The sequence below is a fragment of the Yoonia maricola genome, assembly GCF_002797915.1.
Classification (GTDB): Bacteria; Pseudomonadota; Alphaproteobacteria; order Rhodobacterales; family Rhodobacteraceae; genus Yoonia; species Yoonia maricola.
Genome location: NZ_PGTY01000001.1, coordinates 330,969 through 356,155, shown reverse-complemented (window position 1 = coordinate 356,155; position 25,187 = coordinate 330,969). Strand labels below are relative to the sequence as shown.

Genomic DNA, 25,187 nt, shown 5'->3' with positions numbered 1-25,187 from the left:
ATCGCTCTAAGCCGCCGTGTTTGGCAAGGGGATCGACTATTCCGCGTTTGCCGCGTCCCGCCCTTTACCCGACATATCCATCGCCAAGGTCGCAGCCATCAGCCCATCCAGATCACCGTCCAGTACACCCTTGGTGTCTGAGGTTTCAAAGCTTGTCCGCAGGTCTTTGACCATCTGATACGGCTGCAACACATAGGACCTGATCTGGTTGCCCCACCCCGCATCACCAGCATTCTCGTGTGCCTCATTGACCAAGGCAGAGCGTTTATCAAGCTCGATCTGATACAACCGCGATTTCAACGCCTTCATCGCAATATCGCGGTTCTGGTGCTGCGACTTTTCTGAACTGGTCACGACGATGCCAGTAGGTGCGTGGGTAATCCGCACCGCCGAGTCGGTCGTGTTGACGTGCTGACCACCGGCCCCGGATGACCGGTAGGTATCAATGCGAATGTCGGCAGGGTTCACTTCAATCTCAATGTTGTCATCGACGACCGGATAGACTTTCACGGATGTAAAAGAAGTGTGTCGCTTGGCTGCACTATCGAACGGCGAAATCCGGACCAAACGGTGCACGCCGCTTTCCGACTTCAACCAACCATAGGCATTATGCCCGCTGATCTTGTATGACGCCGATTTGATCCCGGCTTCATCGCCCGCCTGTTCGGACTGCAATTCAACATTATAGCCCTTCTTTTCGGCCCAACGTACATACATGCGCGCCAGCATATTGGCCCAGTCACAGCTTTCGGTCCCGCCGGCCCCTGCGTTAATCTCAAGAAAGGTATCATTGCCATCAGCCTCACCATCCAAGAGCGCCTCCAGCTCTTTCTTGGCAGCCTTATCAGCCAGCTGAACCAGCGCAGCCTCGGCCTCAGACACCACCTCTGCGTCCTCTTCCATCTCGCCCAATTCAATCAACTCGATGTTGTCGGATAATTCTGTGCTGATGCTGTCGTAGCTACCCATCGCATCCACAAGCAACTGGCGTTCACGCATCAGCTTTTGTGCCGCCGCCGGATCATCCCACAGCGTCGGGTCCTCAACGCGTGCGTTGAATTCCTCCAGCCGATGCGGGGCCGTTTCCCGGTCCATCCGCTGCGCAAGAAGGCTCAGCGATTTTTCAATCGCCTCCACAATATTTTGCATTTCCGCGCGCATGGGGGCACCTGTCTTTGGTCGTCATTTCTGGTGGAGTGGTCTTAGCGCGCCCATGGGCGCGCCACAAGCGCCGCTGCGTCAGTAAAGACCGCCAGAGGACAAAGTGCCAAAGGTCGCGCGCTCGCCCACGGTTGCCGTTTCACCGGTGGATGTCGTGACCTGACGCTGCGCGCTTTGCGCTTCTTCAAACAGCGGCAGTTCTGCCGCCATCGCAAAGCCACCATCAAACATGATGCCGAACAGTGGTTCTTCGCCGGGGCGGAAGCATTCCCGCACCACATTGTCACCTGCCGCATCCTGCGGCAAACGCGCGCCGCTGAAACGGTCGATTTTGATGAACTGACAGTCCTCAGGTACATGGAATGGTCCAGAGCCATATTTTTCAATCGCCTCTTCCATAAAACGGTTGAACACAGGCCCACAAAACCCACCACCCGACGCGCCGCGGCCCAGACTGCGCGGCGTATCATAGCCGATATAGCAGCCCGCCACGATGTTGGATGAAAACCCAACGAACCAAACATCCTTGGCGTCATTGGTCGTACCGGTCTTCCCTGCAATCGGCACTGGCAGGTTCACCGTTCGGCTGGCGGTGCCACGATCAACAACGCCCTGCATCATCGATGTCAGCTGATAAGCCGTAATTTCATTCATCACCCTGTCGCGGTTGGTCATGATCCGCGGTGCATCGCCCTCTGGCAGGTTCGTATGGTCGCAATCCAGACAGGTGCGCTGATCATGGCGATAGACGGTGTGCCCATACCGGTCCTGCACCCGGTCTACCAAGGTTGGTTCCACACGTTCGCCGCCGTTCGCAAACATCGCATAGGCCGCAACCATCTTGAACAAGGTTGTCTCGTCCGACCCAAGTGAGGCCGCAAGCACACGGTTCATATCTTCATAAACGCCAAAGCGTTCCGCATAGCGTCCAACAGTATCAATGCTGATCTCTTGTGCCAGACGAATGGTCATCAGGTTCCGCGACCGCTCAATCCCGGTGCGCAGCGGCGTAGGCCCGTAGAACTGGTTCGAGGCATTGCGCGGACGCCATGTGCCCTGCGGTGTGTTGATCGTGATCGGCGCGTCCACAATAATGGTGGCCGGCGAATATCCACTGTCGAGTGCGGCAGCATAAACGAACGGTTTGAAAGAAGAACCCGGCTGTCGCTGCGCCTGTGTGGCGCGGTTAAAGACTGAGTGCTGATAGCTAAAGCCGCCCTGCATCGCGATGACACGACCGGTATTGACGTCCATCGCCATAAAGCCGCCCTGCACTTCCGGCACCTGCCGCAACGACCAGCGCACAAAATTACCATCACCATCCAGCAAGCGGCGTACGTGAACCACATCACCGGGGGTGTAGTTTTCAAAAAAGTCACCCACCAGCCAGCGGATATCCTCGCGCGGTACGACAAAAGGTTCCGCATCACTTTCGACAAGTCCCTCGATACCAATCGTCAGGGTATTTTCGGCAACATCACGGATAACCGCCGGGTACCATTTGCCGTCAAGATCCACGTCGCGCGGCACATTTGTGGCGGCCAATGCAACACGCCATGTTCCCTCATCGGCCAAGGCATCCTCAGGGATGGTCTCGCCCGTGCCGCGCCAGATACCTGTGCTGCGGTCATAGTCTTCAAGGGCACGTTGCAATGAATGGCGTGCAGTCACCTGCAACTCAGGATCAATCGTCGCCCTGATCGACAGCCCGCCCGAGAAAAACTCTTCCTCGCCAAAGTTCTGGCTTAGCTGACGGCGGATTTCATCGGTGAAGTAATCGCGATCAGGCAGGGTTTCGCGAAAATCGGCATAGTCGCCACCTTGTACGGACAAAAGGGGTGCATTGCGTTCCGCATCATAAGTGGCCTCGTCAATATAGCCGTTCTCGAACATCTCGCGCAGAGTATTATTGCGCCAGAAAATAGCAGCTGCACTGTCCCGGACCGGGTGGCGATTGCTGGGCGATTTCGGCAAGGACGCCAGATAGGCGGCCTCGCCCGGTGTCAGTTCGGTCAGCGGTTTGTTGAAATAGGTGAGTGCCGCGGCAGTCACACCAAAGCTGTTCTGACCCAGGAAAATCTCATTCAGGTAAAGCTCCAGGATACGCTCTTTCGGCATCGCACCTTCGATACGCACCGCGAGGATAATCTCTTTGATTTTACGCTCGACCGACCGGGAGCCATCCAAGAGAAAGTTTTTCATCACCTGTTGGGTGATTGTCGACGCACCACGCACGTTCTCTCCGCGCGATTCGACAGCATCGACAAAGGCCGACACCATACCCATCGCGTCATAACCGGAATGTTCATAGAAATTCTTGTCTTCCGCAGAGATAAACGCCTGTTTGACGATATCGGGAATTTCCTCGGCCGGTGTGAACAACCGCCGTTCGACGGCGAATTCGTCGATGATCTGGCCCTCGCCCGAATAAATCCGGCTAATGGTCTTGGGCGTATATTGCGACAGCGTCTCATAACTCGGCAGATCGCGACCATAAAGATAGAGCACCCCACCAATGGCGAGCGCGCCCATGATGGCACCAAGGGTCAACAGCGTAAAAAGACCGCCAAGGAATGAAAGAAAAAAGCGTATCACGGGGTTTGGACCCAATCCTGTCTATTTTCCCTGCTTATACGCGCAGAAGCCCGCGTGGTCAAAAGGCCAAATGCCACGTTCGGCCAGAAGGTGCCTGCAAATTGATCAGTTTTTCAGCAGCCATTGCCATTGCGTTGCCCGCCGTGCATTGCAGCCCCATGCAAGCAAAAGATGTCATCCCCACCTATGAACGCGTTGGTCAGATCTGGGCGAAAGAGCGCAACCGCAGCCTGATGGAAAAGCAATGGCTGGACAGGTTTCTGACGGCCGCACCGCGTGGGTCCGGGGCTGTGCGGGTGCTTGATTTGGGATGTGGATCAGGTCAGCCCATGGCCGCGTATATGGCAGAAAGAGGTGCCACCCTGACTGGCGTAGATGCGACTGAGACGATGACGCGGCTTTATACACAAACCCTGCCGCAGGCAGAGGTCATAAAAGCAGACATGCGTACCCTTGACCTCGCGCGCGACTTTGATGCCATTCTTGCATGGGCCAGCTTCTTTCACCTCAGTGCCGATGACCAAAGGGCAATGTTTGCACGGTTTGCCGCCCATAGCACAGCCCGCACCACCTTGATGTTCACATCAGGCCATATAGCGGGCGAGGCGATTGGACAGGTCGCGAATGCACCGATTTATCATGCCTCGCTTGATCCCGCAGAATACCAACAATTGCTTGAAGACAACGGATTTAAAGTCTTGCGATACACGCCAGAGGACCCTAGCTGCGGCGGGCATACTGTTTGGCTGGCACAATATACCGGCACCTAGCGCGCCAATAAAACAACGGTGTCGCGAATAGCCCGCGCAATCCGTGCACGCCCTTCTGGCGTGGCAAGCACCGCACGATCGGATGCGTTGGACAAAAACCCTGCCTCGATCAGAATGCTGGGAAAATCAGCTGCCGTCAGAACCGCAAACTGACCTTCACGGCGTGGGTTCGTGTTCATCAAAACCCCTTGCGCCTGCATGGATGCAACCAACGCGTCGGCAATGCGGCGGGCCTCTGGTCCGGTTTCGGCGCGTGCAAGGTCCATCAAGGCCGTCGCGACCCTGTCTTCTGCGACATCCAGATCAACGCCGGCCAAAAGATCACCGCGTTCGTGACGCTCTACACTGCGTTGTGCGGCTGCAGATCCGCCATTTGCCGATAGCGTATAAACCGATGCACCGCGTGCGGCATCTTCTTCCAGCGCATCGGCATGCAGGGAAATCAGCAAATCCGCCCCCACCTGCCGCGCCAGTGTCATGCGGGCCGAGAGCGGCACAAATATGTCCTGTTCACGGGTCAGCACAGCCTGTACGCCTTCTTGCGCATTCAGCATCACCGCCAGCTCCATGCCCATCAACAGCATGAGGTCCGCTTCCCTGATACCACCCCGTGCAGCACCCGGATCAATTCCGCCATGGCCGGGGTCGATCACCACGACGAAATCCGCGCTATCTGCAAGGTCCTGCGCGACCTTAGGGTCAAAGCCTGTCACCACATCCCAGCCCGGATCAGGCGGCGCACCAGCGTTTGCAGCAAAATCTTCCGGCGTGGCCCGATCAAGAACAATGCTGAGATCTGCGCCATTATCCACGGCGGCCATACCCGCCTCTGCGATGACCAAAGGCTCGGCCAGATCAATCACCATACGTGACCAACCAGGGCGCAACGGACCAAATCGCACTGCCTCTGCGCGGTCGCCTGACCGTATTGCGTCTGCATCCAGACCAGCGAAAGAGACCCCTTCGATATCAATCACCAGGCGGCGCGGTTCATCCAAGGTGAAGACCCGATAGGGGGTGATATGATCCAGACCAAGGGTCACCTCAAGCGTCCACCAGCCATCGCTGACGCTTGAACGCGCGGGATCAACGCCACCATCCGCGACCGCGACGTTTGCCGCGAACAAAAGCGCCATAAGCCAGCGGATCATACCTGACGTCCTTGCATGAATTGCGCCAGACGCGCCAAACCTTCGGTGATATCCACCGTCGCGCGTGCATAGGAAAAACGCAGCCAATGATGCCCGCGAGCTGCATCAAAATCGAGGCCGGGGGTCACGGCAACACCTGCCTGTTCAAGGATCATGGCAGCAAACCCCAAGGCATCATCAGTGTATTCCGAGATATCGACATAAACATAAAACGCGCCGTCAGGCGGTGCAAAGCGGGTAAAGCCCGCCGCCTGCAACCCTGCGATCATCAGATCGCGATTGGCTTTGTAGACCGCTTTATTCGCCTCCAGCTCATCACTGCAATCCATCGCATGCAGGGCAAGTCGCTGGGCGGCGTGGGGGGCGCAGATAAACATGTTCTGGGCCAGTCGTTCAACCTGCCGCACGTGATCCTGCGGCACAATCATCCACCCCACACGCCAGCCGGTCATCGAGAAATACTTGGAGAAGGAATTCACCACATAAACGTCGTCAGTGACCTGCAAGGCGCTGACGGGCGCAGTGTCATAATCAATGCCGTGATAAATCTCATCTGAAATCAGGGCCGCACCCTGCACCTGACAGGCACCCGCCAAAGCAGCCAATCCATCTTGGTCCAGCATGGTGCCGGTCGGGTTCGCAGGCGACGCTATGATCAGCCCATCCAGAGTGTGATCTGCCACATCCGATGGCCGCGGTTGAAAACGCTGCTGAAAGGTCGTCGGAATATCGATGGGTGACAAGCCAACCGCCTTAAGGATTTGGCGATAAGATGGATAGCATGGCGTCCCCAGCCCCACCCGCGCGTCATTGTCAAACAGCGCCGAAAACGCAAGCAAGAAGGCACCAGACGCACCGCTGGTGATCACAACACGGGCCGGATCAAGCGTTACACCGTACCAATCGGCGTAATGCTGCGCGATCCGGTCTTTCAACTCTGGCAGACCAAGCGCAACCGTATAACCCAACGGATCCGCCATATCGGCAATCAATTTGGCTTTTGCAGCCTCCGGCGCACCCGTGCCGGGCTGGCCCACTTCCATATGGATGATATGACGGCCCGCGGCCTCGGCCTTGCGCGCAGCTTCCATCACATCCATCACGATAAACGGATCAACATCACCTCTGTTCGAGAGTTTCATGGGCTGCCTTCTACCACTGACTGTGCATCAGGTAAGGTGGATCACGATCCACCTTACTCAGCCGCAACCTCCGCTTGGGCGTCCAATTCAGCCGCCTTCTTTTCAACCTGCTCAACAATATGATCCACCATGTCGGCGTTCGATTGTTTATGGCTCTGCTTGCCTGCCAGATACACCATGCCAGACCCGGCACCACCACCGGTAAAGCCCACATCCGTCATCAATGCCTCACCGGGGCCATTCACAACACAGCCGATAATCGACAGCGACATGGGCGTCTTGATATGCTCCAACCGCTTTTCCAGCTCTTCGACGGTCTTGATCACATCAAACCCCTGACGCGCGCAGGACGGACAGGAAATGATATTCACACCACGGTGGCGCAATCCCAGCGACTTAAGGATTTCATAACCGACCTTTACCTCTTCCACCGGATCGGCAGACAGGCTGACGCGGATCGTATCCCCAATACCCATCCACAGAAGGTTGCCCAACCCAATCGCCGATTTGATCGTGCCCGACGTCAGACCACCCGCCTCTGTAATGCCAAGATGGATTGGTGCATCAGTGGCTTCGGCCAACTGCTGATAGGCCGCAGCAGCCATGAACACGTCCGAGGCCTTACAGGAAATCTTGAATTCGTGGAAATCATTATCTTGTAGGATCTTGATGTGATCGAGACCGCTTTCAACCATCGCATCGGGACAAGGCTCACCGTATTTATCCAAAAGATGCTTCTCAAGAGAGCCCGCATTCACGCCAATGCGAATTGAGCAGTTATGATCACGGGCCGCCTTGATCACCTCTTTGACGCGTTTTTCATCGCCAATGTTGCCCGGATTGATCCGCAGACAAGCCGCACCCGCCTCTGCCGCCTCGATACCGCGTTTGTAGTGAAAATGGATATCAGCGACGATCGGCACCGATACCTCTGGCACAATCTGTTTCAGCGCAGCGCTGGAGGCTTCATCCGGGACCGAAATCCTGACGATATCAGCACCTGCATCCGCCGCGGCCTGCACCTGCGCAATCGTGGCCCTCACATCGGTCGTCAACGTGTTGGTCATCGTTTGCACAGTAATCGGTGCATCGCCACCAACAGGCACATTGCCCACCATGATCTGACGCGATTTGCGGCGGTAAATATTACGCCACGGACGGATATGGTTCAAAGACATGCGTTCAGGCTTTCGGCTGTGATCTGCTTGGCAGCAATCTATGCCGCAATCCGCCCCGCAGCAAGGCTGCGCCGCTGCGGTTATTCGCCCGCAGTCACCTCGGCCACATTGACGATCTCTGCCAAATCTGTGTCGGCATCCAGATCAGCGACTTCATAGGTTTCGGTCAGGCTTTGCGCAGTCAGGGCCACATTGGATGTGACGACGCCAGATGGGCCGACAGGGCCATAATGTACGCCATTGACCGCAAAATACATTGCGCCGCTTTCGCCCACGCGCAGCGTCGCTGGTTCTTCGGTGGATGGTACGACAAAGTTTTGCCCCGGCTCCATCACCCCTTCAAAAATAACCGTTCCGTCCGCCGAACGCACACGCACCCATGCCGGGCGCACCGCGACAAGTTGCAGTTCAGGCACGTCAGGCTCGACCACCTGAATAGGTGGGGGTGACGGCAAATCGGTGTCAGCCAAGGTCAGCTCTGGGACGTCCGGCGCGCCTATATCAGGCGCTAAAGCACCAATCGTACCGGGGCTCAGTGTCGAAATCGGCGCATCGCGCGCCACCAGCACAGGCACGTCCAAGGCTTGCGGACGGTAAAGCCGGTCCAAAGACTGCTGCGATGGCGCATTAAAATCCGCCAAAGCATCGCTTGGCTGGATCGCATTCGTAGCCCCCGCCAAAGGATCAAGGTCCGAAAGGACAACAGGTGTTTGCTCAACCGGCGCAAACTGCACTTTCTGCACTTCCTGCAAAACCGTCCAGCCGCCGTAGCCCAAGCCGCCAATCAAAGCGACCAATACCAAGACTGAGCCGATAGCACGCGGTTCCACGCTTGAGAGAACCGCCTCTCCTGCCGGAATAAACGGCGTCGCTGATGACGAAAAAATGTCCTTGCCCAAAGGCGTGGATGCCGGATCGAACGACTTGGCCTTTAGCGAAGATGCCTCAGCCGACATCCCATGCGCCGTGGCAAAGCCGCTTTCATCGCAAAATGCCTCGAAGGCATCATCGGGGTCCATACCAAGATAGCGCGCATAAGAACGCACGTAGCCTGCAATAAATCCCGGCGTATCAAAGGCAGAAGGATCAGCGTTTTCAATAGCTGCGATGTAGGCGGCTTTGATCTTCAATTCGCGCTGCACATCCAATAGACTTTTGCCCATTGTCGCACGCTCGCCACGCATCAAATCGCCCAGACGTAAATCATAGGCGTCAAAGCCTGCGGCCTGTACGTCCTCCGATGCGTCCCCGCGCTTGAAGGTCTTCCCGATCATCGACTGTCCCGTCGCTCAATGCCCCTAGCGCGCGTTATGCAACGAATCGAAACAATACGAGCGCTTAACGATTAAATAACACGACCAGCAAAGTTATGCACAGGTGTATCTGAGATTAACCTGCAAGTTCAGCGCGATTTAGCGCACAATGTGACCAAAGTCCGTCCAAAGCGCCCACTAAAGCATCCATTTCCTGCGGCCCATGCACCGGTGACGGCGTAAAGCGCAAGCGCTCGGTCCCGCGCGGAACGGTGGGAAAGTTGATCGGCTGGACGTAAATTCCGAATTCCGACAGCAACATATCCGACAATTTCTGGGTATGCACCGGATCACCCACGATCAATGGAACAATGTGACTGCCATGATCAATGATCGGCAGGCCCATCCCCTTAAGGCGCAGTTTCAAAATCTTCGCTTGTGTCTGATGCTGCACGCGCAACGCCTGATCGGTCTTGAGATGCGCAACAGAGGCGGCAGCACCTGCCGCAACCGCAGGCGGCAGCGACGTTGTAAAGATAAAGCCCGGCGCGTAAGACCGTATCGCATCACACATTTTCGCACTTGCTGCGATGTAGCCGCCCATCACGCCATACGCCTTGGCCAAAGTGCCGTTGATGATGTCGATACGACCCATCAAACCGTCACGTTCTGCCACACCGGCACCACGGGGGCCATACATACCCACGGCATGCACTTCGTCGATATAGGTCAGCGCGCCAAACTCTTCCGCCAGATCGCAGATCGCTTGAATTGGCGCGAAATCGCCGTCCATGGAATAGATCGATTCAAATGCAATAACCTTTGGCGCATCGCTGTCATCAGCCTCAAGCAGCTCGCGCAAATGTGCTAGGTCGTTGTGACGGAAGATACGCTTTGCCCCGCCGTTGCGGCGCACGCCTTCGATCATGGATGCGTGGTTCAACGCATCCGAATAAATAATCAGGCCCGGAAACAGCTTTGGCAACGTGCTGAGGGTCGCATCATTCGCAATATAGGCAGAGGTAAACAGAAGCGCCGCTTCTTTCCGGTGGAGGTCCGACAATTCGGCCTCAAGGCGTTTATGATAAACGGTCGTGCCGGAAATATTGCGTGTCCCGCCAGAACCGGCACCCGTCGCCTCAATCGCCTCATGCATGGCAGTCAGAACAACGGGATGCTGTCCCATGCCCAAATAATCATTGCCGCACCAAACCGTGACAGGCGCTTCGGACCCATCGGGCTTGCGCCATGTGGCATGAGGAAACTGGCCGCGTTTACGCTCAATATCAATGAAAGTGCGATAGCGGCCTTCTTCGTGCAGCCGTTCAATCGCAGTGTCCAAGCGAGCGTTATAGTCCACGTTGTTCGTCCTCATATTTTCCGTTCAAAAGCCATCTGATTTTGTGGTCTTTGAATCGTTCTAAGCCTCATATAGGGCGCGGCAGCTTCGGACAAGACGTTACAAAGTGTCGCTCCTCAGGACATAGACTACCGTGGACGGATGGGGCGCTATTTGACCCTGATCAAGCAAATGCAGGTTTTTCGATTTTTTCCTGCCACGGATAAGCCGCCTGATAATAACGGTCGGCCAAATGCACCAACCGCGCCTGTCCGCCCAATAGCAGCAAGGATTCATTGATTGGCATATAAGAGGGCAATTTATACGATGCTTTCGCCTGCTCCAGCGGCATGCCAGAGGCTACAAAATCCTGTATCATCTGGTGGCGATCAAGGTGCACCGCAATCGCCTTTTCAAATGGCGCGACAAATTCGTTCAAACCGATTTGTTGAAACACCCGTGAAAGGTCCAGCGACCTGACCGGGGCCACCCCATCATAGTCATCCAGCCGCGCCAGACCGGCAGGACCAAGCGTTTCATAGGCCACGCAAAGGACGCTCAACGCGTCTTTTTCATAATGGTTCAGCATCAGGCCATCCGCCTGTTTCGCAGCAGCGAAGGCGCATAGGGTTACAAAGTAACTGCCGTCGTCTGGACGGGTGGCAAGTGCGACCGGCACCGGGGGAATATAGCGCGCGGCAGCACGGCGCGCCTCGCGTTCTGCATGCGCCATCTGCGCGATTTCGGCGCGGGTCGCACCGGGCCTCGCCTTGGCGGCCATTTCATCCATCAAGCGGCTTTGCGCCGACGCATGATGCTTGCGCCCCGACACCCTCATGATGATCCGAAAGATGAAACCAACAACGCCAAAGACCCCAATCATGATGAACATCAGCTGTGCAAAGGCAAACTTGCGCTCGCCACGGCTGAAGTCTTCGAAATTGAATGCGGTGTCCCAAAGCTGGGCAATAAATTCGATCATTTGAATGCCTTTCGTCTGCCGTCCGGCATCGCCCCGATTTATGGCAATTTTAGGAAAACTCTTGGCTCTTTATGCAACCAACCGATCGGGCATCAGCATCGCTTGACCTTACCCGGCTTACAGACAACTCTGTGGCAAATCCCAAACCATAGGCCACCCTCATGACCCTCGACCCTGTCCTCGCCCGCATTGACGCTGACCTGCCGCAAGCCACCGACCGCCTGTTGGACCTACTGCGCATCCCCTCAATTTCGACCGATCCGGCCTATCAGGGCGATTGCGGCACCGCCGCCGATTGGCTGGTGGCTGATCTGCAATCCATCGGGTTTGAGGCGTCGAAACGGGCCACACCCGGACATCCAATGGTGGTGGCACATACGGGCGGTGACGGGCCACATATCCTGTTCTATGGCCACTATGACGTGCAACCTGTTGATCCGCTTGAACTATGGGATCGCGATCCTTTTGATCCACAGATCGAAGACACCGCAAAAGGCAAGGTCATCCGCGGGCGCGGATCATCAGACGACAAAGGGCAGTTGATGACCTTTGTAGAGGCCTGCCGGGCATGGAAAGCAGAACATGGGCAATTACCCGCCAACATCACCATTTTCTTTGAGGGCGAAGAGGAATCCGGCTCACCTTCACTCACCCCTTTCATGGAAGAAAACCGCGAAGAGCTGACTGCCGACATCGCGCTGATCTGCGATACCGGGCTGTATGGTGACAGCACACCCGCAATCATCACCCAGCTACGCGGCCTCTTGGGCGAAGAGCTCACCATCACAGGCCCAAACAAAGATTTGCATTCGGGCATGTACGGCGGGCTGGCGATGAACCCTGCGCGGGTACTGGCACGTGTCATCGCAGCGCTTCACGATGAAAACGGCCGCATCACCGTGCCTGACTTTTATGATGGGGTTCCCGAACTCTCTAACGAACTGGCCGCAGCGTGGGATGACCTTAAATTCGACCACAAGGATTTCCTTGGCGAAGTCGGCCTGTCTGTGCCCGCAGGCGAAGTGGGACGTCGGCCACTCGAAATGATCTGGTCGCGCCCCACCTGCGAAGTGAACGGCATGTGGTCCGGCTATACTGGCGACGGTTTTAAAACCGTACTGCCGTCTGAAGCGTCCGCCAAAATCAGCTTCCGTTTGGTCGGCACCCAAGATCCGCTCAAGATCCGCGAAAACTTCCGCAAAATGGTACAAGACATGCTGCCAGCCGATTGCACCGTCAGCTTCAGCGACCACGGGGCAAGCGCGGCAGGTCAGATGACAACAACCCACCCCGCTTTCGACCAAGCGCGCAAGGCGCTGTCCGATGAATGGCCGAACACAGCGGCCTACGTGGGCAGCGGCGGGTCCATCCCGATTGCTGGGCATTTCAAAGACATCCTTGATATGGACGCCATGCTGATCGGTTTCGGCAAAGACGATGACCAGATCCATTCGCCCAACGAAAAGTACGACCTGTCATCGTTCCACAAAGGGATCAGAAGCTGGGCGCGGATTTTGGATGCGATGACGTCGTAGAACACTGACAAAGGACGCGGCAAGACAATGCAGACGATAGCATTGGCCCTCGGGGCTGGAGGCGCCCGAGGGCTCGCACATATCCATGTGATCAGCGCCATGGAGGAGCTGGGCGTGCGCCCGGTCGCTGTGTCAGGCGCGTCAATCGGCGGGATCATTGGCGCAGCCTATTGCGCAGGATTAACCGCAAAGGACCTTCAGGATCATATCAAGAGCGTCCTGAAAGACCCGCTCAGTCTGATGTGGGATCTGTTCAGCGCCGGACCCGATAGTATCAAGGCATTCTTCAAAGATGGAGGACCCCGCATTGGCCAGTTCAATCTGGAACGGATGCTGGAAGGTATCTTGCCAGAGGATTTCCCGCGCACTTTCGAAGAGCTCGAAATTCCTCTGAAAATCTCTGCAACGGACTATTACGGGGCCTGTGCGACAGTTCTGGAAACGGGCGATCTGCGGTTCGCCATGGCCGCATCTTCCGCCATTCCGGCCGTGTTCCTGCCGGTTGAACGCGATGGCCGGTTCTACATTGACGGAAATGCGACGGACCCATGCCCTATCGACATCGTGCAAGGCCTTGCTGACCACGTGATCGCTGTGGACGTGTCTGGTGGTGTAACCGGGGACAAAACCAAGCGCCCCAGCATGTTCGACGTTAGCTATGCCGCAGGGCAGATGATGCAGCAAGCCATTGTCAGATCAAATGCGTCGAAGTTTCCCAATACTATCCTTCTGCGCCCACCGGTTGATGCTTTCTTTGCGCTGGACTTCCACAAGGCAGAAGAGGTTTTGGCACAAACACTACGACTTAAGGAAGAAGCGAAGTCGGCGATTGATGCCATCATGACAGATGCGTCCAAATGATGAACGGCAAAGGGTTCCTGCTTCGGCAATATTAGTGCCAAAGCATCCTGATCATGCAAAGCCGCACGGGACATTCGTCGCATGTGCGTTGATCCAAAAATTTTGCAGAAAAGTGGCGCGGTTGACGGGGCTCGAACCCGCGACCCCCGGCGTGACAGGCCGGTACTCTAACCAGCTGAGCTACAACCGCGCGTATCGGGCGGGATAATCGCGCAATCGCGGGGCGTCAACGTCAAATCTGCGTAGCGGGACTGTTTTTCCACGTCGGCCATCAAGGAATTCACAGATCGTTAAGATTCTGCACCGTGCGCTGCGTTAACGCGGCAATACCTGTACATTCTTATGTACAGGTTATGTACGCGATCTGTACGGGTTCTGCACTGATCAAAAGCCGCAAAATAGCGCTTTTAACCTGCCAACAGGCAAAACCCCGCGTTAAGCCGGATACCCCGTTGCATGACCTATTCATTCTCAAGGGAAAAGGCAGTGGCGCGGTTGACGGGGCTCGAACCCGCGACCCCCGGCGTGACAGGCCGGTACTCTAACCAGCTGAGCTACAACCGCGCATCTGCTTGTTCAACTTGCGCTGAACGTGGGCCGCTTCTAAGTGCGCGCGCGGCCCCCGTCAAGCGCCCTTAGCGGTCTGGTAGCGGAATAAATTCCGCGTCATCGCCGGGCGGCAATTGAAAGCGGCCATTTTGCCAGTCACCCGCGCGCCAGGCCTCTTTCGCCTCTTCGATCCGTTCCTTGCTGGAGGCCACGAAATTCCACCAGATGTACCTTTCGCCTTCCATGGTCGCACCACCCAAAAGCATCACGCGCCCCCCCTGTGGGCCTGCTTTCATGCTGACCCGGTCACCGGGGCGGAACACCATCATGCGGCCTTGATCATAGGTCTGACCTGCGATTTCTACAGCGCCTTCAAGAACATAGGCACCGCGGTCTTCATGATTGTCGGGCAAGGGCAGCCCTGCCCCCGGTTCCAGCACGGCATCAAGGTAAAACATCTCTGACGGGGTTTCGACAGGCGCGCGCTCACCATAGGCGTCGCCCATAATCAGGCGCACCTGTTTGCCTTCGCCTTCCATCATAGGCAGATCACCCTTGGGCGCATGAATGAACGCCGCCTCGCGATCCTCGGCCCCTTTGGGCAAAGCAATCCATGATTGAATGCCAAACAGGCTTTGCGGTTTCTTCAACGCCTCGCCATCCATCCGCTCGGAATGCGTAATGCCATGCCCGGAAATCATCAGGTTCATTGCCCCTGGTTCGATCCATTGATCAGTCCCCAGACTATCGCGGTGGTGGATCGCCCCACGGTGCAGGTAAGTCACTGTCGCCAAGCCAATGTGGGGGTGCGGGCGCACGTCAATGCCCTGACCAGTGATAAACTCCGCCGGTCCCATCTGATCAAAAAAAATAAACGGCCCAACCATCTGACGGCGGGGCGCAGGCAGGGCGCGGCGAACCTCAAACCCGCCCAGATCGCGCGCGCGGGGGACGATAACAGTTTCGATTGCATCAACGGCATCACCAGTGGGGCAATCAGGATCAAGTGCAGGATTCCAGCTCATCTCGACTCTCCAAAGTGGTTGTAGAGCTTTAGATAGACCTTAAGAGCATGAAAGATAGATTTCCCCGCAAAGAGGTAACGTGCAAGAACGCACATAGGATCGCGTTCGCGGTGACCCGCGACGCGGCAGCATGGTGTAAAAACTAGCCCGCTGAACTCATACGCCGTTGATTTAAATGCGTATGAGTTCAGCAGTGAATGGGCGCGAGATGACCTTGGCCATCAAGCGCGCGATACTCAGGAAAGCTCTGTCGATACGTCCTGCAGAAAGTCCAGCAGGCTATCAACGCTGACAGCCTCGGGGTTGACGTTGTTGCTGGGGAAGTAACGCAGGAAGATCTGCTTGGTTTCTTCGCCCATGCCTTCATGCAAACCCATCGACCATGTTGGGAAGATACGTTCACGCACGTCTGACGCGGACATCAGGATGATATTGACGTGGCGTGGGTCGGCCGCAATGCGGTGATAGATCGCACTGACCTCGGCGCGACCGCCTTCAAGCACCTGCAAAAAGTAGTTGCCGTTGTAATGCAGGATGCCGGTCACATTCATGGCCGCATTGTTCCGCTTACAAACCTCAAGCAATTCTTCCATATTCAGGCTGAGGGAAGGGTTGCGCTGGCTGTAGTACACAAGACGTGTCAGGTTCATTTTCTTAGCTCCAGTTCATTCGTTAAATCAGGGTGATGCCAGACAAGCGCTAGACTTGCTGGAAGTTTTGGGCGGCCTCAACAAGGCGGGGCCCGTGGACACGGCGGGTTGAGTCGTTGCGCACAGCTTCACGGCGGCGTTTCTGACGCTCTCGCTCGATCTCCATCTGCGCTTTACGTAAATCGCCTTTGGCTTGCTGGGTGCGGCGGTTCGCCAGCAAAAGCTCGGCCTGGTAGATTTCTTCGATATCTGCACGCACATCTTCTTTGATCGCGCGCGTATTCAGGCGCAGCGCATAGGCCATCAGTACGAACGCCAAAACCAGTGCGGCATCCGGTATTGGCAATTCAATGCTCAGGATGCGTGCCGTCCAATCAGTAAGTGCGGTCAGGATCGTGTCGAAGTCGGGCAAGTTTTCCATTGAAACGGCCTCCGGTTAGTTGACAATAAATGCGATAGGTTGGCCATCATCAGTATAGGCCACGTCTTGCGCGGCAGGCGCGACACTATCAACGACTGTGAGTTTCAGGTTTGCGGCGGACCGGTCCCAGTTGATCTGAAGATCTGCTAGATCAGAGGCCGCGAGTTCAAAATCGCCTGTCAAATCAAAGCTTGCCACATCGCAATCAAGCACGGACTGTACGGCATCGCGGATATGCTGCCGTTTGACATCCCAGACTGCCCCTTGGTCATTGGCATTGTGCAGACTGAACAGTTGCTGTTCAACAGATTGCACACACGGCGCAAGCGCGGGACGTGGCGCCAATGGTGCCGTTGGATCTACATTTGCGACCACTGCTTCTGGTTTCTCTGGGACAGCGGCTACAGTACGCTCGACAGTCTCTTCAAGCGGCGATGCATTTAGGACGGCTGACTGATCAGCGGTATCAGCCGAACTGACAACAGATACCTTAGCAGCATCCACCGCGGGTGACACACCGGAACCGCTATAGAAATAGCCAGCGGTACCAAGCACAGCCAAGCCAAGAATCGCGCTGATAAGTGGAAGGAAAGACTTATCAGAACGGCTTTTGGCATCGGCTTTCTCGGCCAACCGCTGCGCCCGCGCGAGCGGTACACCAGCGCGCGCACGCGCCGTACCATCTATATGTGGCTTTGCTGTCATTACTGCCGCCGTTGGAACTTGAACAACACGCTGCCATTTGCGGCGGCGACTTTTTTCAGGTCTACACCCATGCCATTGGCAACATCTGTCAGCATTGCCTCGTTGTCCGTCAATGAGACTGGCGAGTTTTCATCGGACAGGATCATATCAAGTCCCAACTCGACAACCATCTGCTGAAGGACGCCAGTAAAACGGTGTGAATAAACAATCATTTGGTCCAGTACTCGCTTTCATATTTGTATTACGACAGGTTGATCTCAACAGGTGGGCGACATTAAGTCTTGGAAAGGAAAAACTACGGGAATTCAGTGACTTTTCTCGTGTTTTTTATCCAATTTCTTTAACGTGCTAACCTTCAACCTCTTTTGTTTCGTTTCAGTAACTGTCTATGGAATCTACTATACGTTGTGCAGTCAGTTTACATCGTGATCGGCAGCAATATTACATTACAATAACAATGCCTTGTTCAATAAATCAGACGCATCCTCGATATCAGGATCACCCATTTTGGCGGCGGCTTGTCCCGATGTGCTGGTCAACAGAGGCGCGTCACGGCGTTCGGGCACCTCTGCAGCAGGATCGTCGGCATTTATTTTCACAACCATGATCGACACATTGTCCTGCTCTTCCACATTGGCGCCTAGAACCGCCTTCATCAGAGAGCCTGCAATGTCCGCGCTATCGCTGCGGCGCTTGCGATGGGCGATGGCACCAATTTCCAGATCGGAAATCGTTTGCAGCCCGTCGCTGGACAAAATCAGGATATCCCCGGCTTGCAGCTGTGTTGATGTCTTGGGACAATCGCGATGTGCAATCGCCCGACCACAAACAGCCGAGGTCAGTTCATTGCGCTGGGGGTGTGACTTGCCATCAGCTTCGTCCATCATGCCCGACGCGACCATCGCATCAATTTGCGGCGCCATCGAGTGATCTTGGTTCAAACGCTGGACCTTGCCGCCACGGCAAAGATAAAGCGGTGAGTCACCTACTGACGCCCAATAAAGATTGGGCCCAATGGTGAGCATCACGACAAGGGTCGTTCCCATGCCACGTAGCTGCGCATCGTTTTCCACATAGGTCCCGATTACATCATTGGCGCGGTCGATCGCGTTGTTCAACGCGTTCGCGATACCCTCATCATCCAGCTTGCATGAGATCAATTGCGTCTTGATTTCAGCAAATGCGGCACTGGCTGCGATATTACTGGCAACTTCGCCCCCAAGGTGGCCACCCATCCCATCAGCCAACACGCCAATGCCCACATCATCACCACTGGTGAAGTTCGCGACCATCGCATCCTGCTGATAGGGTCTGCGACCGATATCAATGATCGTGGATGTATCAAACCGATCCTTGATCGCGACCTTGGGTCGGGAATTTGCGTCCTCGTCTTTCGATTGACGTAGTTGAAATGCGAAAGCTTTACTCATCATCTTTATCCAGTTTCACCAGCAAGGCTGACATCAGCAATCCAAAGCGTATTGTTACGGCGTACTGCGAACTGCAAATCTGTCCGATCCTGCGACCAGGCCTGTGCAGTGACTTCGGCCAGCGAACTGACGCCGTCGATCCGCTCATTTTCAGGAACAAGCGCCACTATCTCATCACCGACATGCAGGGCGAAATTAGGCACTTGGGGTGTTTCGGTCACCTGCGTGACCCAGTTACCTGCGACATAACGTGTCTCGAACACAACGCCGCTTTCAAAGGTGGTCTGATATAGCACGTCAGCACGTAGCTCTGACGTAAACACATCAGCACCATCGGGGCTGGCCCATACAAAGGAAAACTGCGCAGATTGACCATCAGACACCGCGGCGGCGTTTTCAATCGCGGCCATGACCATATTCACGTCATCAACCGCCTGACCATTGACAGACATCAGACGTGACCCGACGGGAACAGACGTAACACCTTCGTCAACAGACCGCACCGAACCAACACTATCGAAGACAAATGGCAGATCGGCGCGCCAGCCAAGTGTGATCTGCCCGTCCGCCCAATCAGTTTGCAGGTTCGCCGGTTGAGCCCTCAATGTGGTGGTGGATGCAGCAGTAACGGTGGGAATAGTTGCCGCTGCTTGAGTGGTCTCAACCGGCTCAGATACGGCAGGTGCTATGTCTTGGGTCATATCGGCTGCCGTCTCAAGCACGGCTGGCGGTGCCGTGACTGAGGTTTGATCGTCTGAAACGGATGGCGCAAGAACCGTGCCTGCAACCAAGACACCGCCTGCCACAAGGCCGATGGCCAAAGCAGGCAAGCTGGCCTTCCTTTTTGTTTTTGCAGCCTTGACCTTAGCAGGCGCTGCAATCTGACGTGTTTGACGGCTCAGACGGCGCGAAGGAACTTTGGAAAGCACCTTTTTCGACTTTGGGGCTGGTTTTGCCTCCAACATGTCTTTCCACTCCGCAGCATTCTGTATGCGGTCGCGGGGCAGAATCGCCAATGCTTTGTCAATTGCTGCGCAGAATTCTGCGTCGTAAGCATCTGTTTTCTGGCCAAGCGGAACGTAAGGATCGCCCTGCTCTGAGACATGAGCGGTCAAGCGCAACTGGCTGTCTGGCGGAATTTCACCCGAGATCAGATGATAAAACGATGCAGCAAGCGAATAGAGGTCGCTCGCCGGGGCCTGTGTGCTGCCGGCAAGATAGAATTCCTGCGGCGAATAGCCATCCTTCACCACACGCAAAGCTGACAATGCCTGTGTCGTCTTTGTTGCTTTCTGCCGTGCCGCGCCAAAGTCGATAAGAATAGGCTCAAGAGACTTTGTAAGGATAATATTGTCGGGAGAAATGTCGCGGTGCAACACACCTGCATCGTGAACAAATGCGATTGCGTCCAGAACTTTCATCAAGATTGTGCGGATCTGTGCCGGCGTAAGCTGCTTACCTGCGTTCTCGATGTAGGTCAGAAGATCGGCGCCATCAACATAGTCCAGCACCATGTAAGCGGTACCGTGATCCTCGAACACCTGATGCACGCCGACAATATTGGGGTGCGCAAGCTTTGATAGCGCTTGGGCTTCTTTCATAAAAAGCCGCACGACACCTTCAAGATCTTTCACATGCGCCCGTGAGCGCGCCTGAACCGCGAGTCGGCTACGGCGACAAAGTGAACCAGGGAAGCACTCTTTCACAACCACTTGGCGGTTCAGGCTATCGTTCGCCAAATAGGTGATGCCAAAACCGCCATGATTCAGGTAACCGGTAATCTCGTACTGCCCAGACATAAGCTGGGTCCCGGTAGGCAACTCGTCCGCAACATCTAGGGTCGGAACTTTTTCGCTTATATTTGCCATTCTAAACACCACTTACATACCATCTACGCTTCTTATTATTTAAGAAAATGTGCAAATTATGGCGAATTAAGGTGGGATTTATGTTCAATTATTGAGAAATACCCGCCTAGATTGCGTCGTATCCTTGTTATCCTGACAATCTTGCTGCAATAATGGTGCTTTATAACTTATAATAAGAGAATATTTTGCCCGACGTAATTTTATCGGCTAGGGTATCTGTTAAGTGAAAGGCCACCAAAATATGGACGCAGATACGAAACTTGATGACCGCGAATCGGCGAACGACGCTTATGCACATGTGGGTCAAAGACTACGGAAACTAAGGCTTGAGCGGGGCATGACCCAGGCGCAAGTCGCTCGGATCGTCTCCGTAAGCCCGCAGCAATACCAGAAATATGAAGAAGCGCAGTCCAAGTGTAGTTTGAACTATCTGATCATATTGGCAGAGTTCTTTGAAACACCTGTCAGTACATTCCTGCCGGACACGTCAACCAATGAAGTCAAGACACAAGAACCGCCACGTGTGGAGAATGAAGCGGATCTTCTTGCAAGACTGGTGACAGCTTTTGTAAGATTGGACGATAGCGGAGAGAAACTACGGTTGGTTCAGCTCGTCGAAGCGATCGGATCCGCAAAAGATAAGAGTAACAAGGTATAGTATCGAGTTGACGATCGAATCGGATAGTTATGACGTATTCATCCGCGACCATGCAGATGAGGACACACGAAATGCAGCAATTGATAGCTCTGCTGTTGTATGCCTAGCGGCGCCGGGCGTACCGGTTCTTTACGTATCCGATGTATTTGAAGCCCATACCGGCTATACGCCGACCGAGATCGTCGGTCGTTCACTGTCTATTCTACAAGGCCCCGACACGGAACCAGAAGCTGTAGCCCTGTTTCGCAAGCTTATTGAAGAAGCCAAGCCAGGACTAATCAAAATCACCAACTATCGGAAAGACGGTACACCCTTTACCCATGAATGTGCCTTGCGACCGATCAGCGACAGCAACGGCACCGTGACGCATTTCGTCGCGATCCAAAAGCCGGTTGTCTCTTAAGGCGACACCCTAACTTAGCTCCATAACGTCTTATACCGATGCTTTGGCACTTTGTGGTTTTGGGTCACTTTGACGCCGCATTTCCCACACAATCCCTAATTAATGGAACGCTATCAATTTTTATGAGAATTGTGAGCGATTCTAGCGCCCCAGTTGGCCAAGGCTTGCACGCAATGTCTTATCTACATGAGGGACTGTGCTCGGAATGACTGTATATATGAAGACACGCCAGGTGGTTTCGATGATTGCGATGACCGCCGCGATTTCAACAACCTCGACGGCTTGGGCGAGTGAAATCACATTGCTATCGGCAGATGGCGCAATTGATCTTGTAGGGGAACTGCTGGATTTTTCAGATAATACCTATGCGATCCGTACAGTCCTTGGCGATTTAAGTATCTCTGCTTCGCGGGTCAGTTGTGATGGGGCCGCCTGCCCCGTTATCGCCGCACCAGATGCAGATGTCGTCATCGCCGGCTCAGACACTTTGGGGCAAAGCCTCATGCCTCTGCTGTTGTCTGGATATGCCGCAACACGCGACGCCGAAGACCGCCAGACAATGGTTGGCGGGTCGCAACAGGTATTTGCCGAAATGATCGGCGACCAAGGTTTTGGCGACCCAATCGGGTCATACCTGATCTCGTCATCAAGCTCAGGTGATGCATTTACGTCGCTTGCAGACCAGAGCGCCCAGATTGGCATGGCATCGCGCCGCATTCTACCTGATGAGGCGCGCATGCTGCGTGACACCGGAGCGGGCAACATGATTGATCCTGCGCAGGAACACATCATCGCAATTGACAGTCTCATTGTCATTACACACCCCAATAACCCCGTTGATACGCTGACGACGAACCAACTACGTCAGATTTATGCAGGCACTATCACGAACTGGGCCGATGTCGGTGGCTTGAATGCACCGATACAGCTGATCGATCGGGCCGAGGGTGCCGGCGCGCGTGTTGTTTTTGAAAACCGGCTATTCGGCCCCAATATTCCGGCCGTTCCTGCAAGTGCAGTGATCGCAACCGACAACGACGAGATGGCAGCAATCGTAAACAGCAATGAAAACGCCATCGGTTTCACCGGTTTCGCGTTTCAACGTGGGGCAAAACCTATAACGCTCATTAATGATTGTGGTTTGATCATGACACCTGATGCGTTCTCAGTGCGGACTGATGAATATGCGCTGCAACAGTTCCTGTACCTTTATAACCGTGGTGATCTGAGTGATGATACTGCGGTGGATTTTGTTAACTACGCTGTTTCTGCTGAGGCAGATGACGTTATTGCGAAGGCCGGCTTGATTGATCTTGGCGTGGATCGTCGCGCGCAAGCTGCGGACGGCGATCGGGCTCAGATGCTTCTGAAAGCAGACGTCGATGATTACGTCAGCGGCATCATGCAAGACATGCTGGGTGAAATGAACGCTTATGATCGGCTGTCGACAACGTTCCGCTTTCGCACCGGGTCTTCTACGCTTGACCCACGCGGTCGCCTGAACCTTGAACGTCTGACCGACTATCTTGAGGCACAACCTACGGGGACTAGATTACTGTTTGTTGGCTTTACCGATGATGTCGGCGCTTTCGACAGCAACCTGCGTCTATCAAACAATCGCGCACAGCAGGTCATGGAAGAGCTGCGCACCTTTGCAGGGGATCGGCTGGCCGCGGTGGAGATGAACGCAACCGGCTATGGTGAAATTGCCCCATCCGCCTGCAATACCGACGAGAATGGCCGCGGCATCAACAGACGCGTGGAAGTCTGGATACAATTGGCAACAGGATAACCCTTAACTGTATCCTGCACTGCTTGGAAGTGGTGGGTGATGAGAGGCTCGAACTCCCGACATCTTCCGTGTAAAGGAAGCGCTCTACCAACTGAGCTAATCACCCACTGGGGGATCATTTAGACCAGCGGCACGGGTAGTGCAAGCCTCATTCCAACAGGAATTGTGCACCATCTTTAAGGTGGAAAACACGGCCCTGCCCGCCGTGGTTGGTCCGCTGCGCATGAGCCTTTTCGCCCGCCACTAGACCGCGGATCATGGTGCTGGTGATCCCATGGGTAACCAATACCGCTGGCCCCTTCAAATCAGCCAAAAAGGCACGGCAACGGACCTTGAGCCGGGCAAAGCCTTCGCCATTCGGCGCGATCTCATATTGCGCCATGAACGGGTCTTTGCCCTTGGGCATTGGCAACGCGTCACGCAAACGGCCCGACCAGTCACCAACGCCGATTTCGCGCAAACGATCATCCGTGCGGATGTGATCCGCAATCCCTGCCAAAGCAATGCCAGCTGTCTGAAAGGCCCGCCCCTGCGGGCTGCACAGAAAGGAAAAACCGTTCAGGTCCAGCCTTGCAAGAATCGTCCGCTGACGCGCTGCATCCCGCATACCCTTTTCTGTCAGGGGCGAGTTCAACTCACCCTGCATACGGTTTTCTGCATTCCACGTCGTCTCGCCGTGCCGCAGGATATACAATTCTGGATGGGACATATCTGGCTTTGGAGGATTATGATGCGCCTAGGCGTTATCCGCATCCAAAGTGGCATTTTTGGGTGTACGCAGTTTGAGTGTCATCACACTGGCGCCCCCATCCAACGCCTTGGTCTTGACCACCCGCAACTTGCCCAAGGGTGGCACATTCAGCACGGCCCCATCGCGCAAAGCCTCGGCAACCACAGCAAAGGCCGCCTCGACCGTTGGTTTCACATCCCGCTTTTTGAGGTTGGTGCGGGCCACGACCTCATCCAACAGCTCTGGTTTCTTGATCATCGTCACCGGATCAGCAGGCTTAGGGGTTGGTGAGGGCGTTGCAGGTTTGCGTGCCATGTCGGCTCCTTGATTGGGTGGCCCTATTACCGCGCCTTTCCAACCACAAGGTCAAGTCGATATCAGCAAACCGGCCCCTGGTGGCTATTTTACCGTCAAAAACGCGCAAGGCGCATCATGGGCTATCTTTTGGGACGTGCTGCCCATCAGCAAGCTTTGGAGACTGCCTACCCCGCGTCTACCGGTCACGATCAGATCAGAGCCTGTTTCTTTGGCCACACTCACAGCCTCGGCCGAGGGCGTGCCGTTACGGACCAATTGGCTGGCAGGCTCAACACCCGCATCGCGTGCCATGGTCGCGGCCTCGGCCATCACAACGGCGCCTGCTTTCGCAATCTCTTCGTCAGTCGGTGGTATTTCAACCGCACCAGACCCAACGGCAAGGCCGGTTGAGGCGAGTTCCGGTGTATGGATCAGGTGGATCTGCCCGTCATAGTGCTTGGCCAGATCGCAAGCGACACCAAGCGCTTTCCACGCGTGATCCGATCCATCGACGGCAACAGTAATATTTTTGAACACAGTCACGTCCTCCATTTTATGTATGGAAGGAGTCTATCGGGTCGCGGGCAATCCTGCGTTGATATGCGTCAATTGCGTCCATTCACCCCAAGGTTCCAAAGAAAAAAGGCGCCTCTTACAATAAGAGGCGCCTTTCACTCCTGAGGTCGGCAAAC

Annotated in this window: 24 protein-coding genes and 3 tRNA genes; 6 read left to right on the top strand and 21 right to left on the bottom strand. The window is 55.2% G+C overall.

The features are described 5' to 3' along the window. Positions 1–36: 36 nt before the first annotated feature. Together prfB and BC777_RS01840 are read right to left on the bottom strand one after the other, a co-directional pair. Positions 37–1,161, bottom strand: a complete 1,125-nt coding sequence (gene prfB / locus BC777_RS01845) for a peptide chain release factor 2 (protein WP_100366461.1) — start codon at positions 1,159–1,161, stop codon at positions 37–39. A gap of 78 nt (positions 1,162–1,239) precedes the next feature. Beyond that, positions 1,240–3,756: a penicillin-binding protein 1A gene (locus tag BC777_RS01840; RefSeq protein WP_100366460.1), complete on the bottom strand. Its 2,517-nt coding sequence runs from the start codon at positions 3,754–3,756 to the stop codon at positions 1,240–1,242. 101 nt (positions 3,757–3,857) lie between these two features. On the opposite strand from BC777_RS01840, the gene BC777_RS01835 reads away from it, so the two are divergent. Then, positions 3,858–4,526 (top strand): class I SAM-dependent methyltransferase, encoded by a 669-nt coding sequence (locus BC777_RS01835; RefSeq protein ID WP_245834119.1) that lies wholly within the window; start codon positions 3,858–3,860, stop codon positions 4,524–4,526. Here BC777_RS01835 and BC777_RS01830 read toward each other — a convergent pair. The 6 genes from BC777_RS01830 to BC777_RS01805 all read right to left on the bottom strand — a co-directional run bounded on the left by BC777_RS01830 (position 4,523) and on the right by BC777_RS01805 (position 11,571). Further along, positions 4,523–5,677, bottom strand: a complete 1,155-nt coding sequence (locus BC777_RS01830; RefSeq protein ID WP_100366459.1) for an N-acetylmuramoyl-L-alanine amidase — start codon at positions 5,675–5,677, stop codon at positions 4,523–4,525. The genes BC777_RS01835 and BC777_RS01830 overlap by 4 nt on opposite strands. After that, positions 5,674–6,819, bottom strand: coding sequence for a pyridoxal phosphate-dependent aminotransferase (locus tag BC777_RS01825; protein WP_100366458.1), 1,146 nt, complete (start codon positions 6,817–6,819; stop codon positions 5,674–5,676). Before BC777_RS01825 ends, BC777_RS01830 begins: the two co-directional genes overlap by 4 nt. Positions 6,820–6,872: 53 nt before the next feature. After that, positions 6,873–7,997, bottom strand: a complete 1,125-nt coding sequence (gene ispG / locus BC777_RS01820) for a flavodoxin-dependent (E)-4-hydroxy-3-methylbut-2-enyl-diphosphate synthase (RefSeq protein WP_100366457.1) — start codon at positions 7,995–7,997, stop codon at positions 6,873–6,875. An 80-nt stretch (positions 7,998–8,077) separates the two neighbouring features. Continuing rightward, positions 8,078–9,271, bottom strand: coding sequence for a helix-turn-helix domain-containing protein (locus BC777_RS01815; protein ID WP_100366456.1), 1,194 nt, complete (start codon positions 9,269–9,271; stop codon positions 8,078–8,080). 115 nt (positions 9,272–9,386) lie between these two features. Then, positions 9,387–10,610, bottom strand: coding sequence for a 5-aminolevulinate synthase (gene hemA / locus BC777_RS01810; RefSeq protein WP_100367956.1), 1,224 nt, complete (start codon positions 10,608–10,610; stop codon positions 9,387–9,389). 163 nt (positions 10,611–10,773) lie between these two features. Continuing rightward, positions 10,774–11,571, bottom strand: a complete 798-nt coding sequence (locus BC777_RS01805; protein WP_100366455.1) for a hypothetical protein — start codon at positions 11,569–11,571, stop codon at positions 10,774–10,776. A 161-nt stretch (positions 11,572–11,732) separates the two neighbouring features. On the opposite strand from BC777_RS01805, the gene BC777_RS01800 reads away from it, so the two are divergent. Then, positions 11,733–13,106 (top strand): M20/M25/M40 family metallo-hydrolase, encoded by a 1,374-nt coding sequence (locus BC777_RS01800; RefSeq protein WP_100366454.1) that lies wholly within the window; start codon positions 11,733–11,735, stop codon positions 13,104–13,106. 27 nt (positions 13,107–13,133) lie between these two features. Next, a complete protein-coding gene (locus BC777_RS01795; RefSeq protein ID WP_100366453.1) occupies positions 13,134–13,967 on the top strand; it encodes a patatin-like phospholipase family protein in 834 nt (277 codons plus the stop codon). Between the two features lie 113 nt (positions 13,968–14,080). Here the strand turns inward: BC777_RS01795 and BC777_RS01790 are convergent. The 9 genes from BC777_RS01790 to BC777_RS01750 form a co-directional block, all read right to left on the bottom strand. Then, positions 14,081–14,157 (bottom strand) — tRNA-Asp (locus BC777_RS01790). 297 nt (positions 14,158–14,454) lie between these two features. Further along, positions 14,455–14,531, bottom strand: a tRNA-Asp gene (locus BC777_RS01785). Between the two features lie 71 nt (positions 14,532–14,602). Then, positions 14,603–15,541, bottom strand: coding sequence for a pirin family protein (locus BC777_RS01780; protein WP_100366452.1), 939 nt, complete (start codon positions 15,539–15,541; stop codon positions 14,603–14,605). A gap of 236 nt (positions 15,542–15,777) precedes the next feature. After that, positions 15,778–16,191 (bottom strand): BLUF domain-containing protein, encoded by a 414-nt coding sequence (locus BC777_RS01775; protein WP_100366451.1) that lies wholly within the window; start codon positions 16,189–16,191, stop codon positions 15,778–15,780. A gap of 49 nt (positions 16,192–16,240) precedes the next feature. Next, positions 16,241–16,612: a hypothetical protein gene (locus tag BC777_RS01770; RefSeq protein WP_100366450.1), complete on the bottom strand. Its 372-nt coding sequence runs from the start codon at positions 16,610–16,612 to the stop codon at positions 16,241–16,243. 15 nt (positions 16,613–16,627) lie between these two features. Next, a complete protein-coding gene (locus BC777_RS01765) occupies positions 16,628–17,317 on the bottom strand; it encodes a hypothetical protein (RefSeq protein WP_100366449.1) in 690 nt (229 codons plus the stop codon). Continuing rightward, positions 17,317–17,529 carry a hypothetical protein gene (locus tag BC777_RS01760; RefSeq protein ID WP_100366448.1) on the bottom strand — a complete coding sequence of 71 codons (213 nt, stop codon included), beginning with the start codon at positions 17,527–17,529 and terminating at the stop codon, positions 17,317–17,319. Before BC777_RS01760 ends, BC777_RS01765 begins: the two co-directional genes overlap by 1 nt. A gap of 234 nt (positions 17,530–17,763) precedes the next feature. Continuing rightward, on the bottom strand, positions 17,764–18,747 hold the full coding sequence (locus BC777_RS01755; RefSeq protein ID WP_168769048.1) for a PP2C family protein-serine/threonine phosphatase: 984 nt from the start codon (positions 18,745–18,747) through the stop codon (positions 17,764–17,766). Positions 18,748–18,752: 5 nt separating this feature from the next. Continuing rightward, positions 18,753–20,615 (bottom strand): serine/threonine protein kinase, encoded by a 1,863-nt coding sequence (locus tag BC777_RS01750; RefSeq protein ID WP_100366446.1) that lies wholly within the window; start codon positions 20,613–20,615, stop codon positions 18,753–18,755. 241 nt (positions 20,616–20,856) lie between these two features. Between BC777_RS01750 and BC777_RS01745 the strand changes: the two genes are divergently transcribed. The 3 genes from BC777_RS01745 to BC777_RS01735 all read left to right on the top strand — a co-directional run bounded on the left by BC777_RS01745 (position 20,857) and on the right by BC777_RS01735 (position 23,468). Beyond that, entirely contained in the window at positions 20,857–21,273 is a 417-nt protein-coding gene (locus BC777_RS01745) for a helix-turn-helix domain-containing protein (protein WP_100366445.1), read from the top strand. Between the two features lie 7 nt (positions 21,274–21,280). After that, positions 21,281–21,676 (top strand): PAS domain-containing protein, encoded by a 396-nt coding sequence (locus BC777_RS01740; protein WP_168769047.1) that lies wholly within the window; start codon positions 21,281–21,283, stop codon positions 21,674–21,676. A 217-nt stretch (positions 21,677–21,893) separates the two neighbouring features. Next, on the top strand, positions 21,894–23,468 hold the full coding sequence (locus BC777_RS01735) for a phosphate ABC transporter substrate-binding/OmpA family protein (RefSeq protein ID WP_168769046.1): 1,575 nt from the start codon (positions 21,894–21,896) through the stop codon (positions 23,466–23,468). A gap of 30 nt (positions 23,469–23,498) precedes the next feature. Here BC777_RS01735 and BC777_RS01730 read toward each other — a convergent pair. The 4 genes from BC777_RS01730 to BC777_RS01715 all read right to left on the bottom strand — a co-directional run bounded on the left by BC777_RS01730 (position 23,499) and on the right by BC777_RS01715 (position 25,032). After that, positions 23,499–23,574, bottom strand: a tRNA-Val gene (locus BC777_RS01730). Between the two features lie 42 nt (positions 23,575–23,616). Next, entirely contained in the window at positions 23,617–24,177 is a 561-nt protein-coding gene (locus tag BC777_RS01725; RefSeq protein ID WP_100366442.1) for a histidine phosphatase family protein, read from the bottom strand. Positions 24,178–24,204: 27 nt separating this feature from the next. Continuing rightward, the gene (locus BC777_RS01720; RefSeq protein WP_100366441.1) at positions 24,205–24,513 is read right to left on the bottom strand and encodes an HU family DNA-binding protein; all 309 of its coding nucleotides are present in this window, start codon (positions 24,511–24,513) and stop codon (positions 24,205–24,207) included. An 84-nt stretch (positions 24,514–24,597) separates the two neighbouring features. After that, entirely contained in the window at positions 24,598–25,032 is a 435-nt protein-coding gene (locus BC777_RS01715) for a universal stress protein (RefSeq protein WP_168769045.1), read from the bottom strand. Positions 25,033–25,187: the final 155 nt, after the last annotated feature.

What these genes read in the sequence shown, in the direction of transcription:
- prfB (WP_100366461.1), bottom strand. Translation starts at nt 1,161, where the DNA reads ATGCGCGCGGAAATGCAAAATATTGTGGAGGCGATTGAAAAATCGCTG.
- BC777_RS01830 (WP_100366459.1), bottom strand. Translation starts at nt 5,677, where the DNA reads ATGATCCGCTGGCTTATGGCGCTTTTGTTCGCGGCAAACGTCGCGGTC.
- BC777_RS01825 (WP_100366458.1), bottom strand. Translation starts at nt 6,819, where the DNA reads ATGAAACTCTCGAACAGAGGTGATGTTGATCCGTTTATCGTGATGGAT.
- ispG (WP_100366457.1), bottom strand. Translation starts at nt 7,997, where the DNA reads ATGTCTTTGAACCATATCCGTCCGTGGCGTAATATTTACCGCCGCAAA.
- BC777_RS01815 (WP_100366456.1), bottom strand. Translation starts at nt 9,271, where the DNA reads ATGATCGGGAAGACCTTCAAGCGCGGGGACGCATCGGAGGACGTACAG.
- BC777_RS01805 (WP_100366455.1), bottom strand. Translation starts at nt 11,571, where the DNA reads ATGATCGAATTTATTGCCCAGCTTTGGGACACCGCATTCAATTTCGAA.
- BC777_RS01800 (WP_100366454.1), top strand. Translation starts at nt 11,733, where the DNA reads ATGACCCTCGACCCTGTCCTCGCCCGCATTGACGCTGACCTGCCGCAA.
- BC777_RS01795 (WP_100366453.1), top strand. Translation starts at nt 13,134, where the DNA reads ATGCAGACGATAGCATTGGCCCTCGGGGCTGGAGGCGCCCGAGGGCTC.
- BC777_RS01780 (WP_100366452.1), bottom strand. Translation starts at nt 15,541, where the DNA reads ATGAGCTGGAATCCTGCACTTGATCCTGATTGCCCCACTGGTGATGCC.
- BC777_RS01775 (WP_100366451.1), bottom strand. Translation starts at nt 16,191, where the DNA reads ATGAACCTGACACGTCTTGTGTACTACAGCCAGCGCAACCCTTCCCTC.
- BC777_RS01770 (WP_100366450.1), bottom strand. Translation starts at nt 16,612, where the DNA reads ATGGAAAACTTGCCCGACTTCGACACGATCCTGACCGCACTTACTGAT.
- BC777_RS01765 (WP_100366449.1), bottom strand. Translation starts at nt 17,317, where the DNA reads ATGACAGCAAAGCCACATATAGATGGTACGGCGCGTGCGCGCGCTGGT.
- BC777_RS01760 (WP_100366448.1), bottom strand. Translation starts at nt 17,529, where the DNA reads ATGATTGTTTATTCACACCGTTTTACTGGCGTCCTTCAGCAGATGGTT.
- BC777_RS01755 (WP_168769048.1), bottom strand. Translation starts at nt 18,747, where the DNA reads ATGAGTAAAGCTTTCGCATTTCAACTACGTCAATCGAAAGACGAGGAC.
- BC777_RS01750 (WP_100366446.1), bottom strand. Translation starts at nt 20,615, where the DNA reads ATGGCAAATATAAGCGAAAAAGTTCCGACCCTAGATGTTGCGGACGAG.
- BC777_RS01745 (WP_100366445.1), top strand. Translation starts at nt 20,857, where the DNA reads ATGGACGCAGATACGAAACTTGATGACCGCGAATCGGCGAACGACGCT.
- BC777_RS01735 (WP_168769046.1), top strand. Translation starts at nt 21,894, where the DNA reads ATGAAGACACGCCAGGTGGTTTCGATGATTGCGATGACCGCCGCGATT.
- BC777_RS01725 (WP_100366442.1), bottom strand. Translation starts at nt 24,177, where the DNA reads ATGTCCCATCCAGAATTGTATATCCTGCGGCACGGCGAGACGACGTGG.
- BC777_RS01720 (WP_100366441.1), bottom strand. Translation starts at nt 24,513, where the DNA reads ATGGCACGCAAACCTGCAACGCCCTCACCAACCCCTAAGCCTGCTGAT.